Genomic DNA, 13,827 nt, shown 5'->3' on the forward strand with positions numbered 1-13,827 from the left:
CATCCTCGGTGCATGCGTCCCGTCAGGCCGGGGCGCGAGCGGTGTCTGATGCTCCCTGACTTAGTCCCGTCACCAGTAGGCCGGCAAGTGGTCGTCCGGATGAAGGTTATCTCATTCCAAGGGCAGTGGCCGGAAAAACACGAAACCTTCGATCATATAAATTCATATACTAACTGTTGGGCCTGTTATTGGGTGGTGCTTGCTTGCTTCGATCGAAACTCTTGCGCCGAAGAGCTACCTATTTTGGGTGGGGCAGAAAGGATTTGGGGGCATTCCCGGTACCTGTCCCTCAGAAGACGGACAAAAAAAAGAGGCGGCGGATTTCTCCGCCGCCTTCACGTTTGCTGCCAGGAACCCGTCCCTTAGAAGGAGAAGCGGGTGTCCCACAGAACGATGTTGGCGTCGTTGTTGCGACCGCCCGACTTGTTGTCGACGTAGCTGTATTCCAGACCCGTGGTCAGGCCGGGGGCAACGGCATAGGTCACGCCGCCCTGGTAGACGTGGGCACGGGCGTAATCGGCGGCGGTGGCGGCACCGGTGCCGACATTGGCGCCCTTGGCGTCGGTGTAGGTGGCGGCCAGGATGACCGGGCCGATGGTGTACTGGGCACCGACCAGCCAGACCTGGTTGTCGTCGACGCCGCGATGGCTCTTGGCGTAGCCGCTGTCGCCGCTGAAGGCGTAGCTGCCGCCGATGGCGAAGGCGCCATAGGTGACGGTGGCGCCGGCGTGCACCGACGACAGGTCTTCAAAGCCGGTCGGGGCCTGGCCGAACTGGTAGGCAACGCTGGCTTCCAGGCCGACGCCGCTGAAGGCGCCCTTGTAGTAGGCCTGGACTTCGCCGATGTCGTTGTAGGTGACGTTCTTGCGGCGGTTGATGTCGGTGTTGCTGCTGCCGTAGGTCGGGGTGTAGGCGGCGGACAGCTTGAAGCCGGAGAAGCTCGGGGTGGAGTAGACGATCTTCGTGCTGGCGTCGCCCGACTCGAGGTTGCGCAGCGAACCGAGGACGTACGGCAGCGAGGTCACGCCGTAATAGTTGAACACCCAGCCGTCAGGGCTGCCCGAGATGCCATCGACGTTCGGGCCGATGACGCCCGAGTCGTCCGACGGGCCGTTGACCACACCGGCCTGGATCGAACCGAAGGAGCCGTTGACGAACATGTAGGCGCGGTCGGCGTCGGTGGTGCGGACGTTGCCGGTGCCGTTGGAGGCGCGCAGGCGCAGGCGGGCGCCGTATTCCAGGCCGTTGTCAGCCTTGGCCGTCGGGGTGACGGTCAGGCGGAAGCGGTTGGCGAACTCGGTCTTGCGCAGGCTGTTGTCGTTGTCCTGGTCGACATAGGCGCCCTGGAAGAAGGCGTCGCCGCCCATGATGACGTCGAACTTCGACTTGGACTGGGCCGAGGCGGTGCCGCAGCCGGCGGCGAGGGCAACGGCTGCGCAGCCGATGACGAGAGAGCGCTTCATGGATTGTCCATCCTTGTGCGTACGCCCCGTTTGACCCGGGAGCGCGCGGTTGTCTTATGGTTACGACTTAACCGCGCGGAGCCTTTCCGGACAAGAGACAAACTGCGTCGTCTTCACGCATTCGCAACATAGTTGCAGCAAAACCACACGGCTAAAGCATTGAAATAATTAATAAAAAGGCGATCGCCTCATTTCTGGCCGGTTTCGCGCCCGCAAATAGGGCGCACTGCCCAAACGGCAGGCGCAAAGAAAAAGGGCGGTGGCCGAAGCCACCGCCCTTCCTGTCCGTTTCCGGACGTTCGATCGGATAACCGATTAGAACGCCAGGACCGAGCGCAGGATCACGATGTTGCCCTTGTCGTCGCGGGCAGAGGCGTCGTTGTCGACCTTGAAGTAGTCGTACTGAGCCTGGACGGTCAGGCCCGGAGCGACGGTGTAGCCGACGCCGATTTCGTAGACCTGCAGCTCACGGTCACCAGCGGTGCCGAGGGCGCCGGCGTCGCGGCCGTTCTTGTAGTTGGCGCCGATCACGATCGGGCCGGTGGTGTACTGGGCGCCGACGTTCCAGTTGCGGGTCGGCTCGGTGAACACCGAACGGATCTTGTTCTGGCCCGACTTGCCGAAGTCGACATAGCCACCGCCCAGGGCGAAGCCGGCGTAGCCGACCTGCGCGCCAACCTGCCAGGCGTTCAGATCCTTGTAGTTGCTGCCGGCGACGTTATCGACAGCCTGACCCCAGAAGTAGCCGGCAGACGCCTTCAGGCTCACGCCACCGAAGGTGTTGTTGTAGTTGGCGCCAACTTCGACGATGTCGGTGAAGAGGCCCGAGGAGTTCGTGGTGACGCTCGCAGCGGTCGGCTTGGTGCGGTTGATGTCCGTGGCCGAGCTGTCGTTACGCGGGGTGTAGCTGGCGCCGAACTGGAAGCCGGCGAAACGCGGGCTGTAGTAGACGATCTTCGTGGAGTTGTTATCCACGGCGACCGACGGCGTCAGAATGTTGTTGCCGGTGACGGTGCCGGCGACGCCGCTGCTCAGGCCGATCCAGGCCGGCACGGCATCATAGATGCCCAGACCCAGATAGTCCATCGGGGCGGTGATGTAGGTGTCGTCGTTGTACGAGTCGGTCACGCCCAGACGAACCTGACCGAAGGTGCCCTGCGCGAAGATGTACGCGCGATCGGCATCGGTGGTGCGGGTGTTGCTGGTGCCGCTGTTGGCGCGGATGCGGATGCGCGCACCGTACTCCAGGCCGTTGTCGGCCTTGGCGGTCGGGATGACGTTGATGCGCATGCGGTTGCGGAATTCGGTCGAACGCAGGCCGGAGTCCAGATCCTGATCGACGTAGCCGGCTTCGAAGTAGGCGTCGCCGCCGATCTTGACTTCGAACTTGGCCTGGGCGTTGGCGGCGCCAGCGCCGAGGGCGAGAGCGGCGGCGGCAGCGCCGGCCAGCAGATAACGGGTCATGATTTTTGCCTCCATCCTGGCAGCAGATGTTTCAGCCTGGTTGACGTCCTGGCTGAGACTTTCGTACGCACCCCCGCCCTTGCCAGCAAGCGGCAAATCTCCGGAATTGCTGCATTGGGGGGACAGTGTGTCGCACGGAGCACACTGACGAGGATGGGCCTTGCCGGTCTGCAACAGTCGAACCCGACAGGCCCGGCCTGTTGTCGTCCTGTTGTGGCGGGGTGGGGCAAAGACGCTTCCGCTGTTGCGTGGTGCCGTCCACTTATGGTCTGTTCACCGGCATTCCGCGCGTGACTCGCGCGCGGCAACCCCTTTTCTGAACCGGGTTCCCGACCATGCGCCGTTCGACCGCCCTTCGCCTTGTCCCTGTACTGCTCGCGGCTTCCGTCTCGATCGCCGGCTGCGCAAGCTGGGGCGGCAAGACCGAAACCGTCGAAGAGCAGATGAAGAACAAGGATTACAAGTTCGGCAGCCTGCTCGGCACGGACGGCGGCCTGAACCTGTTCGGCAAGAACAAGCGCGGCGGCGATCAGGACGCGGCCGGCGGCATCGGCGTCAACAGCTTCCTGTGGCGCGCCTCGCTCGACACGCTGTCCTTCATGCCGATCGCCTCGGCCGATCCCTTCGGCGGCGTGATCCTGACCGACTGGTACACCCCGCCCGATTCGCCGAACGAGCGGTTCAAGGTGAACCTCTATATCATGGACCGTCAGCTGCGCGCCGACGGTGTCCGGGTGTCGGTGTTCAAGCAGCAGCGGACCGGCAACGACTGGCGCGACATCAACGTCGGGCCGGAAACCGCCGGCCAGCTGGAGGATGCGGTGCTGACCCGCGCCCGCCAGCTTCGCGTGGCGCAGAACGCCGCCGCCCGCTGACGCGGCGGCCGGTCCGGGGTGGCATCCCGGCCTTTCGAGCATCTGGTACAACGGAAAAACGGCGTCGCGCTCATGTCGCGTTACAATGTCAAGGAAACCGAGGCGAAGTGGCAGGGCGTGTGGGACGGCAAGGGCTGTTTCACCGCGCGCGAGGACGCTTCCCGGCCCAAATACTATGTGCTGGAGATGTTCCCCTACCCGTCGGGGCGCATCCACATGGGCCATGTCCGCAACTACACCATCGGCGACGTGATCGCGCGCTTCAAGCGCGCCAAGGGCTTCAACGTCCTGCACCCGATGGGCTGGGACGCCTTCGGCCTACCGGCCGAGAACGCCGCGCTTGAGAAGAAGGTCCATCCCGCCGCATGGACGCGCGAGAACATCGCGACCATGCGCGGGCAGCTGAAGACGATGGGCCTGTCCATCGACTGGGACCGCGAGATCGCCACCTGCGACGTGGAGTATTACCGCCACGAGCAGAAGATGTTCCTGGATTTCCTGAAGGTGGGCCTCGCCTACCGCAAGGAATCCTGGGTGAACTGGGACCCGGTGGACAACACCGTTCTCGCCAACGAGCAGGTGATCGACGGCCGCGGCTGGCGCACCGGTGCGCTGGTGGAAAAGCGCAAGCTGTCGCAGTGGTTCCTGAAGATCACCGCCTATGCCGAAGACCTGCTGAAGGGGCTGGAGACGCTGGACCGTTGGCCCGAGCGTGTCCGCATCATGCAGGAGAACTGGATCGGCAAGTCCACCGGCGTCCGCTTCCGCTTCAAGATCAAGGGGCGCGAGGACGAGTTGGAGGTCTTCACCACCCGTCCGGACACGCTGTTCGGCGCCTCCTTCGCCGCGATCTCCCCGAATCACCCGCTGGCCGCCGAACTGGCCGCCTCCAGCCCGGAACTGGCCGAGTTCATCGCCGAGTGCAACCGGCTGGGTACCAGCGAGGAAGCGATCGAGACGGCGGAGAAGCGCGGTTTCGACACCGGCCTGAAGGTCGTGCACCCCTTCGACCCGTCGTGGGAGCTGCCGGTCTATGTCGCCAACTTCGTGCTGATGGAATACGGCACGGGCGCGATCTTCGCCTGCCCGGCGCATGACCAGCGCGACCTGGATTTCGCCCGCAAGTACGGTCTACCGGTCCGTCCGGTGGTGATCCCGGCCGATGCCGACCCGGCGGTCTTCGAGGTCGGGAGCGAGGCCTATACCGGTCCCGGCGTGCTGCGGAACTCCGTTTTCCTCGACGGACTCGACACCGAGTCGGCGAAGGACGAGGCCGGCAAGCGGCTGGAGGCGGCTGGCCAGGGCGAGCGCACCACCCAGTACCGCCTGCGCGACTGGGGCGTGTCGCGCCAGCGCTATTGGGGCTGCCCGATCCCGGTCGTCCATTGCGAGTCGTGCGGCATCGTTCCGGTGCCGGACGACCAGCTGCCCGTCGTGCTGCCGGAGGACGTGACCTTCGACAAGCCCGGCAACCCGCTGGACCATCACCCGACCTGGAAGCACACCAGCTGCCCGACCTGCGGCAAGCCGGCGCTGCGCGAGACGGACACCTTCGACACCTTCATCGAGTCGTCCTGGTATTTCGCCCGCTTCTGCTCGCCCAAGACCGGGGATGCCGCCTTCACCCGTGAGGCGGTCGATTACTGGCTGGGTGTCGACCAATATATCGGCGGCATCGAGCATGCGGTCCTGCACCTGCTCTACAGCCGCTTCTGGACGCGCGCGCTGAAGACCTGCGGCTATCTGAACCTGGACGAGCCGTTCACCGGCCTGTTTACCCAGGGCATGGTCAACCATGAGACCTACAAGGATGCCGACACCGGTGCCTGGCTGGCTCCGACCGACCTGACGAAGAACGACAAGGGCGAGTGGGTCCGGGCCGACAGCGGTGTGCCGGTCAATGTCGGCCGCGTCGAGAAGATGTCGAAGTCGAAGAAGAACGTGGTGGACCCGGCGCACATCATCGGCACCTATGGCGCCGACGCCGCCCGCCTGTTCATGCTGTCCGACAGTCCGCCGGAACGCGATCTGGAATGGACCGAGGCCGGCATCGACGGGGCCTGGCGCTACATCAACCGCCTGTGGCGGATGGTGACGGAGGCCCCGGTGGAACTGCCCGCCGCCGGCACGCCGAAGCCCGAGTCGCTTGGCTCGAAGGCCGAGGCAGCCCGCCGTCTGGTCCATAAGACCATCGCCGGCGTGTCCGACGATCTCGACAAGTTCCGCTTCAACAAGGCGGTCGCCCGTGTCCGCGAGCTGTCCAACGCGCTGGGCGAACTGGACGGCAAGGGCGAGGGCGAGGCCTGGGTGCTGCGCGAGGGCTTCGAGTCGCTGGTCCGCCTCGTCGGTCCGATGATGCCGCATCTGGGCGAGGAGCTGTGGGCGCAGCTGGGTCACGGCACCCTGCTGGCCGACCAGCCCTGGCCGGAGGCCGACCCCGCCCTGGTGGTGGAGGACAGCGTCAAGGTCGCGGTCCAGGTCAACGGCAAGCTCCGCGCCACGCTGGAGCTGCCGCGCGACATGGACAAGGATGCGGCGGAGCAGGCGGCGCTTGCCGATTCCAACGTGCAGCGCGCCATGGACGGCAAGCCGGCGCGCAAGGTCATCGTCGTCCCGAACCGGGTGATCAATGTCGTCGTCTGATCCCAGATCGATCCGCCAGGGCTCGCTCTGCCGGAGCCCGATCCGTCGGACCATGGCGCGGGGGCTGTTCGCCCTTGCGCTCGGTCTGTCAGCCGTGTCCCTGTCGGGCTGCGGGTTCCAGCCGCTCTATGGTGGCAAGGGCATCGGGGCTGCGGCGTCGGACCGGCTGATGGAGGTCGACATCGCGTCGATCCCCAACCGGGAAGGGCAGAAGCTCCGCAACCTGCTGATTGACAACTTCTATCCGTCGGAGCGGCCGAGCAACCCGCGCTACCGGCTGGACGTGTCGCTGTCGGCGTCGGAGCAGAAGCTGGCCCTGCAGAAGGACGCCACCGCGGTGCGCGCCCAGCTGCTGGTCAACGCCCCCTACCGGCTGACCGACACCCAGACCGGGCAGGTCGTGTTCCAGTCCAGCTCGCGCTCCATGGTCAGCTACAACACGCTGGAGCAGCATTACGCGGCCATCGCGACGGTGCAGAACGCCTATGACCGGGCGCTGGACGACATTTCCAACGACATCACCACCCGCGTCGCCATGTTTCTCGGCCGCGGGTCCTGACCTGCCGGGGATGCGCGGGTGAAGCTCCAGCCCAAGGCGATCGACGGTTTTCTGCGCAGCCCGGACCGCAAGGTCCGGGCGGTGCTGCTTTATGGCCCCGACTCGGGGCTTGTCCGTGACCGTGCCCAGACGCTGGGCAAGACGGTGGTGCAGGACCTGTCCGACCCCTTCCGCATCGCCGAATTCCTCGGACGCGCCCTGGCCGACGATCCGGCGCGGCTGGCGGACGAAGCGGCGGCGATCTCCTTCACCGGCGGCCGGCGCCTGATCCGAGTCCGCGACGCGGAGGACAACGCCACCGCCGCCTTCGCCGCCTTCTTCGAGAATTTGCCGCCGGGCGACAGCCTCGTTGTCGTCGAGTCGGGCGACCTGTCGGCCCGCTCCAAGCTGCGGCTTCTGTTCGAGGGGGATGATGCCGCCGCCGCCATCCCTTGCTATGTCGAGGAGGAGGCGTCGCTCGGACGCGTCATCGCCGACATCCTGCACGGTCACGGGCTGACCGCCGACCCCGACGTGCTGAGCTTCCTGGCCGCCAACCTGGTCGGCGACCGCATGGTGGCCCGCGGCGAGGCGGAGAAGCTGGCGCTTTACATGGGCGGCGAGAAGCGCGTGCGGCTGGAGGATGCCCAGGCCTGCATCGGCGACAGCGCCGCCCTGTCGATGGACGAGCCTGTGTGGGCGGCGGCGGAGGGCGATTTCGCCACGCTCGACCGCTCGCTGGCGCGGCTGTTCGCCGAGGGCACCTCGCCGGTGCCGATCCTGCGCGGCGCCCAGCGCCATTTCCAGCGCCTGCAACTGCTCACCGCCCAGGTCGCCGCCGGCAAGTCGCCGGAGGCCGCTGTCGAGTCGCTGCGCCCGCCGGTCTTCTTCAAGCTGAAGACCCGGCTGGTCAGACAGGCCCGTCACTGGTCGCCCAACCATGTCCGTCAGGCGCTGGAACGTCTGGTCGATGCCGAGGCCGACTGCAAGCGCACCAACATGCCGGACGAGACCCTGTGCGCCCGCGTGCTCTTCCAACTGGCCTCGCTCGGGGCGCGGCGCTGAAGGAAGGCGCCGGCTTGACCATTGGGGTCTGCGTGCTATCTCGCCGGGCATGAGCGACGCCACTTACACCGCGCCACCGCCCGCCCCCTTCCGGGTGCGCTGGTGGCAACCCCTGCTGTTCTGGATCATCGTCAACGCCTGGGGCTTCGTCGAGCGTGGCGGGCAACCCTTCGCCGGCCACCATCCGTCGCCGTTGCAGCCGCCGGGCTGGGTGTTCCCGATGATGTGGTTCACGCTGAACGTCTTCCAGATCTGGGGCGACATCCGTCTGATCGACCCGGCACGGCGAATCCGCTACCGCGGCCTGCTGATCGGATTACAGGCTGTGACCTGGGTGATCTACGCCACCTTCAGCCTCGTCTATTTCACCTTCGGCAGTTCGATCCTCGCCGCCCTCTGGACGGTGTCCTTCTTCGTCATCACCTCGGCCTGCATCGCGCTGGTGGCGCGGGACGACCGCGGAATTGCGCTGATCTGGGCGCCGCTGATCCTGTGGACCGGATTCGCTTCGGTGGTCGGCATCCACAATGCGCTCATCAACCCCGATCCGCTGTTCGGCACGCCAGCACTCTGGTAATAATACCCGGATAAAAACCTTGCGCAAAATATCACCCGGGTATAACCAGCCGGAACCGATGTGTCACGCGAGGAGACTGGCCATGGCGACCCGGCTTGGGAAAGAGGATCGCAAGGCGGCGGCGGCCGCCTACAAGGAACGTAAGAGCGTGGCCGGCGTGTTCGCCGTCCGCTGCGCGTCCGCCGGTGCGGTGTGGGCGGGCGGCGCGCCGGACCTCGACAAGATCCAGAACCGGCTGTGGTTCCAGCTGAAGATGGGCACTTGCCCGCACCGCAGCCTGCAGGCGGCGTGGAACGCCCATGGCGCCGAGTCGCTGGCGTTCGAGGTCATCGAGCGGCTGGAGGAGGAGCTCGCCTTCGCCCGCGCCGCCGCCTTGAAGGCGCGGGTCGCCCATTGGGCCGCGTCGTTGGCAGCGGAGGCGATCTGACGGCCGACCGTCAGCCGCGGTAGTCGTGAACCCGGCCGGTGAAGTCGGTCACGCGATAGCGCTCCTCGCTCTCCGCTTCGATCCAGGCCGGGGCGGCCGGCGCCTTGCCGTGACCGCCGGGGATGTCGAGGACGTAGGTGGGCTGGCACAGGCCGGACAGTTTCCCGCGCAGGCCGCGCACCAGCGCCTGCCCCTCCGCCAGCGTCGGGCGGAAATGGCTGGTGCCGGCGGCAAGGTCGGGGTGGTGAAGGTAGTAGGGTTTCACCCGGTTGCGTACCATGCCGCGGAACAGAGCCTCCAGCGCGGCATGACTGTCGTTGATGCCCTTCAGCAGCACGGTCTGGCCGACCAGCGGAATGCCGGCCTCCACCAGCCGGGCAAGCGCCGCCCGCACCGGCGGGGTCAACTCGTCGGCATGGTTGATGTGGACCGCGACCCAGGTGGCGAGGTCGGAGGCGGTCAGCGCTTCCACCAGGTCAGGCGTGACACGGTCCGGGTCGGCCGCGGGGATCCGGCTGTGCAGGCGGACGACGCCGACATGCGGCATGGCCGACAGCGCCTGGACGATCCCGCGCAGCCGGCGCGGCGACAGCAGCAGCGGATCGCCGCCGGTGACGACGACCTCCCACACCTCTTCGTGATCGCGGATGTAGGCCAGGGCGGCGTCCATCTCGTCGGCTGTCAGCGCCTCGCCACCGGGGCCGACCATCTCGCGGCGGAAGCAGAAGCGGCAGTAGACGGCACAGGCGTGCAGCGGCTTCAGCAGCACCCGGTCGGGATAGCGGTGGACGATTCCCTTCACCGGGCTGCGCGCGCCATCGCCGATCGGGTCTTCCATCTCTTCCGGCGTGCTGTACGCCTCGGCGGGGGAGGGGACATACTGGGCATGGAGGGGATCCTGCGGATCCGTACGCCCGGCCAGCGTCTCGCGCAGGTAAGGGGTCAGCGCCACGGCATAGCGGTCGGCGACCGTGCGTACGGCTTCGCCGGCCTCCGGCGTCATCAGCCCGGCGGCCACCAGATCGGAAACGCTGTGCAGGGCCTTCATCGCTCTTTCCCGCTTCGACGGAATGGGTCATGTAGGAAAGCGACCGCTCTTACTCCTGCGAGACCCATGCTGTCGACTCTTCCCCGCCTGATCGGCCACCGCGGCGCCAAGGAAAGCGCTCCGGAAAACACCCTCGCCTCGATCCGCGAAGCCGCCCGCCAGGGCGCCCGCTGGGTGGAGGTGGATGTCATGCTGACCCGCGACCAGCGGCCGGTGCTGATCCATGACGACACGCTGGACCGCACCACCACCGGCAGCGGCGCCGTCCCGCTGCTCGATCTGGCGCAGTTGCAGCAGCTCGACGCCGGGCGCTGGTTCGACGCCGCCTTCGTCGGCGAACGGGTGCCGACGCTGGAGGAGGCGGTGGCGCTGGTCCATGAGCTGGGCCTGGGCCTGAACCTGGAGATCAAGCCCTATCCGGGTCAGGAGGAGATCACCGCCGAGGTGGCGCTGACTGCCCTGCGCCCGCTGTGGCCGTCAGACCGGCCGCTGCTGCTCTCGAGCTTCGAGGTGCCCTGTCTGGAGGTGGCGCAGCGGCTGTGGCCTGAGATCCCGCGCGGTTACCTGCTGTGGGACCCGCCGGCCGACTGGGCGGCCATCGCCGACCGGATCGGAGCGGCGACGCTGAACGTCCACCAGGACCGCCAGACGGCGGAGAGCGTTGCGGAATACCGCGCCACCGGCCGGCCGGTGCTGGCCTACACCGTCAACGACGCGGAGCGCGCCCGGACGCTGTTCGGCTGGGGGGTATCGGCGGTCTTCACCGACGCTCCCGGCCGGCTGGGCGCCGAATTGGGGCCCGATGCCGGAGCGGGAGCCTGATGATCGGCCGGAAGACCGGTTGATGCGCTGACGCTTCCGTTCGCGACTGCGGCAATTCGTGAACGTTTTTTGCGCGAGGGGATGAATCCGCTCGTAGGGCGCGCCAATTCCTCATATATAGAACCGCATTGACGATCCCGCCGGAACCCATGTGGATTCCGGCGGAGCTTTTCGTCGTCTGGTTGTCCGCCGCTTTGGTCCGGCGTCCCAGGGGATGCCACGTTCGGTCTTTGGAGGGTTCGTTGAAGGCGTTGAAGCCGTTGCCGATGTCCGGCCGGGAGGTTTTGCCGCTCGTCGAGGGTGGCAAGGGTATTGCCGTGTCCAACGGCGAAAGCTCCGGCGCCTGGGCGGCGGCCGGCGGGATTGGCACCTTCTCGGGTGTCAACGCCGACAGCTATGATGAGAACGGCAATCTTCTGCCGCAGATCTACAAGGGCAAGACCCGGCGCGAGCGCCATGACGAGCTGATCGCCTTCGGCATCCAGGGCGGCATTGCCCAGGCGCGCATCGCGCACGAGGCGTCGAACGGCCAGGGCCGCATCCACATGAACGTCCTGTGGGAGATGGGTGGGGCCGAGCACATCCTGCACGGCGTGCTGGAAGGCTCCCAGGGCCTGATCCACGGCGTCACCTGCGGCGCCGGCATGCCCTACAAGGTCGCCGAGATCGCCGTGAGCTACGGTGTCCACTACTATCCGATCGTCTCGTCGGCCCGCGCCTTCCGAGCGCTGTGGCTTCGCGCCTACCACAAGTTCCGGGAGCATCTCGGCGGCGTGGTGTACGAGGATCCATGGCTGGCCGGCGGCCACAACGGCCTGTCCAACTCGGAAGACCCGCAGAAGCCGGAGGATCCGTTCCCCCGCGTGCTGGCCCTGCGCCAGATGATGAACAGCTTCGGGCTGAACGACACCCCCATCGTGATGGCGGGCGGCGTCTGGTGGCTGTCGGAGTGGGAGGATTGGATCGACAACCCCGACCTCGGGCCTGTCGCCTTCCAGTTCGGCACCCGTCCGCTGCTGACCCAGGAGAGCCCGATCTCCATGGCGTGGAAGCGCAAGCTGGTGGCACTCCAGCCGGGCGACGTCTTCCTGAACCGCTTCTCCCCGACCGGCTTCTACTCCTCGGCGGTCAAGAACCCGTTCCTCCTCGACCTGATGGCCCGCTCGGAACGCCAGGTCGCCTATCTGTCCAAGCCGGTGGGCGAGCATTCGGCCGAATTCCCGGTCGGTCCGCGCGGCCGTCCGGTCTATGTGACCGAAAGCGACAAGCAGCGCGCCGAAGGATGGCTGTCCCAGGGCTTCACCACCGCGCTGAAGACCCCGGACAGCACGCTGGTCTTCGTCACGCCCGAGCAGTCCGAAAAGATCCTGCGTGATCAGGTCGATTGCATGGGCTGCCTGTCGGCCTGCGGTTTCTCCAACTGGGCGCAGAACGAGGAAGGAACGACGGGCAAGCGTGCCGACCCCCGCTCCTTCTGCATCCAGAAGACGCTCCAGGCGGTCAGCCACACCGACGACTGCGAACACCAACTGATGTTCGCAGGGCACAACGCCTACCGTTTCGCCAGCGATCCCTATTACAACGACGGCTTCATCCCCACGGTGAAGCAGTTGGTCGAACGGATCGCCACCGGTTACTGACCGGTCGCATCAGTGGACGGGCAAGGCCGCCGGCGGGAAACCTCCGGCGGCCTTTTGCCTTTCTACGGCCTGGATGCCGTCCCGCTGACGCCCCTCACCGGCGCCTCCATTGACGTCGCTGCGACAATGGCTTGCCTGACCTTTCCGAATGGTTTTACAGTTGAACGGACTGCGGCCTAGTGCCGCGGTTCTGTCGGACACCGCGTCCGATCCCGATGTCGACAGCACGGGGGGCCTCGCCCATGATGACAGCCGAACGCCCCTTCAAACGAGCCCTCGATCGGCTGAACAGCGCAGGACTGCGTCCGACCCGCCAACGGCTTGGCCTCGCCCGGATGCTGTTCGAAGGTTGCGACCGCCATGTCACGGCGGAACAACTGCATAGCGAGGCGCTGACCGCCGACCTGCCGGTATCGCTGGCGACCGTCTACAACACGCTGAACCAGTTCACCGCCGCCGGGCTTATGCGCGAGGTGGTGGTGGAGGCGGGCAAGTCCTACTTCGACACCAACACCAGCGACCACCATCATTTCTTCGTCGAATCCACCGGCCGGCTGGAGGACATTCCCGCCGAGCTGCTGACGGTGCAGAACCTGCCGGCGGCCCCCGCCGGGACCCGCATCGCCCGCGTCGACGTGATCGTCCGTCTGATCGAGGACGAGGCCTGATCCCGTCGTGAGATCGTCTTGAGATCAGGACGCAGGGTCAGGGCTCGTCGGCTGGTGCGGCCTGTGTCGGTTCAGGAGCCAGGTCGACGAAGGGCCAGCGGATGAAGGCGAAGGCCCAGACCGCCAGCACGTTGAGGTAGGGGAACAGCAGCAGCAGGATCCACAACGGACTGCGTCCGGCTTTGGCCAGAACCCAGCCGCCGGCGATCAGCATGTACATCGTGACGATCGAGCCGATCAGCAGTTCCCAAAAGCCGAGATGGATCATGGTTTCGGTCATGCCGTCCTCCGTGCCTTGACCTTGCGCGGCTGGCGGGCCGGCAGAACCGGCCAGCGGCTGTGCGCCATCACGCCGATGGGCACCACATGCCCGAGCGGCACCAACGAGAACAAGGCCCACAGTGGCGAGAAACCGGCCCGGCGCAGGATGCGCGACAACGGCCAGACGATGGCGACCTGGAACAGCATCAGCCCGAGAATCGGCCCCTGGGACAGGCCATCGATGAAATCCTGCAGCATGCCGGCCGGAACCCCCCTTCACATCGTCGCCGGGCAGAGAAGCGTGGGCGGGTGGCTTTGTCGAGCCAAACTTTTCCT

General features: G+C 66.4%; 14 protein-coding genes. 9 read left to right on the forward strand and 5 right to left on the reverse strand.

All coding sequences use genetic code 11. The features are described from left to right. Positions 1-362: 362 nt before the first annotated feature. Positions 363-1,463: a porin gene (locus E6C72_RS05540; RefSeq protein ID WP_109444238.1), complete on the reverse strand. Its 1,101-nt coding sequence runs from the start codon at positions 1,461-1,463 to the stop codon at positions 363-365. A gap of 315 nt (positions 1,464-1,778) precedes the next feature. After that, the gene (locus E6C72_RS05545) at positions 1,779-2,927 is read right to left on the reverse strand and encodes a porin (protein ID WP_109864890.1); all 1,149 of its coding nucleotides are present in this window, start codon (positions 2,925-2,927) and stop codon (positions 1,779-1,781) included. Between the two features lie 335 nt (positions 2,928-3,262). Between E6C72_RS05545 and E6C72_RS05550 the strand changes: the two genes are divergently transcribed. The 6 genes from E6C72_RS05550 to E6C72_RS05575 all read left to right on the forward strand — a co-directional run bounded on the left by E6C72_RS05550 (position 3,263) and on the right by E6C72_RS05575 (position 9,052). Next, positions 3,263-3,802 (forward strand): DUF3576 domain-containing protein, encoded by a 540-nt coding sequence (locus E6C72_RS05550; RefSeq protein ID WP_109444237.1) that lies wholly within the window; start codon positions 3,263-3,265, stop codon positions 3,800-3,802. Positions 3,803-3,874: 72 nt separating this feature from the next. Next, the gene (gene leuS / locus E6C72_RS05555) at positions 3,875-6,445 is read left to right on the forward strand and encodes a leucine--tRNA ligase (RefSeq protein WP_109444236.1); all 2,571 of its coding nucleotides are present in this window, start codon (positions 3,875-3,877) and stop codon (positions 6,443-6,445) included. 52 nt (positions 6,446-6,497) lie between these two features. Further along, a complete protein-coding gene (gene lptE, locus E6C72_RS05560; protein ID WP_109444235.1) occupies positions 6,498-7,004 on the forward strand; it encodes an LPS assembly lipoprotein LptE in 507 nt (168 codons plus the stop codon). Between the two features lie 18 nt (positions 7,005-7,022). After that, complete coding sequence (holA, locus tag E6C72_RS05565; protein WP_109444234.1) at positions 7,023-8,048, forward strand: DNA polymerase III subunit delta; 1,026 nt, start codon at positions 7,023-7,025, stop codon at positions 8,046-8,048. Positions 8,049-8,097: 49 nt separating this feature from the next. Beyond that, positions 8,098-8,625, forward strand: a complete 528-nt coding sequence (locus tag E6C72_RS05570) for a tryptophan-rich sensory protein (RefSeq protein WP_109444233.1) — start codon at positions 8,098-8,100, stop codon at positions 8,623-8,625. A gap of 82 nt (positions 8,626-8,707) precedes the next feature. Further along, a complete protein-coding gene (locus E6C72_RS05575; protein ID WP_109444232.1) occupies positions 8,708-9,052 on the forward strand; it encodes a GIY-YIG nuclease family protein in 345 nt (114 codons plus the stop codon). Positions 9,053-9,062: 10 nt separating this feature from the next. Here the strand turns inward: E6C72_RS05575 and E6C72_RS05580 are convergent, their stop codons facing one another. Then, on the reverse strand, positions 9,063-10,100 hold the full coding sequence (locus E6C72_RS05580) for a lysine-2,3-aminomutase-like protein (protein ID WP_109444231.1): 1,038 nt from the start codon (positions 10,098-10,100) through the stop codon (positions 9,063-9,065). Positions 10,101-10,166: 66 nt separating this feature from the next. On the opposite strand from E6C72_RS05580, the gene E6C72_RS05585 reads away from it, so the two are divergent. From E6C72_RS05585 to irrA, 3 genes are all read left to right on the forward strand, one after another. Then, the gene (locus tag E6C72_RS05585; RefSeq protein ID WP_109444230.1) at positions 10,167-10,922 is read left to right on the forward strand and encodes a glycerophosphoryl diester phosphodiesterase; all 756 of its coding nucleotides are present in this window, start codon (positions 10,167-10,169) and stop codon (positions 10,920-10,922) included. 266 nt (positions 10,923-11,188) lie between these two features. Beyond that, the gene (locus E6C72_RS05590; RefSeq protein ID WP_109444229.1) at positions 11,189-12,562 is read left to right on the forward strand and encodes a nitronate monooxygenase family protein; all 1,374 of its coding nucleotides are present in this window, start codon (positions 11,189-11,191) and stop codon (positions 12,560-12,562) included. Positions 12,563-12,807: 245 nt separating this feature from the next. Next, positions 12,808-13,230, forward strand: a complete 423-nt coding sequence (gene irrA, locus E6C72_RS05595; RefSeq protein ID WP_371298435.1) for an iron response transcriptional regulator IrrA — start codon at positions 12,808-12,810, stop codon at positions 13,228-13,230. Positions 13,231-13,267: 37 nt separating this feature from the next. On the opposite strand, the gene E6C72_RS05600 is transcribed toward irrA, so the two are convergent. After that, entirely contained in the window at positions 13,268-13,510 is a 243-nt protein-coding gene (locus tag E6C72_RS05600) for a hypothetical protein (RefSeq protein WP_109444227.1), read from the reverse strand. Then, positions 13,507-13,749 (reverse strand): hypothetical protein, encoded by a 243-nt coding sequence (locus E6C72_RS05605; RefSeq protein WP_109444226.1) that lies wholly within the window; start codon positions 13,747-13,749, stop codon positions 13,507-13,509. The genes E6C72_RS05600 and E6C72_RS05605 overlap by 4 nt, the downstream gene beginning before the upstream one ends. Positions 13,750-13,827 lie beyond the last annotated feature (78 nt).

Origin of the sequence: Azospirillum sp. TSH100 (assembly GCF_004923295.1) — a bacterium.
Classification (GTDB): domain Bacteria; phylum Pseudomonadota; class Alphaproteobacteria; order Azospirillales; family Azospirillaceae; genus Azospirillum.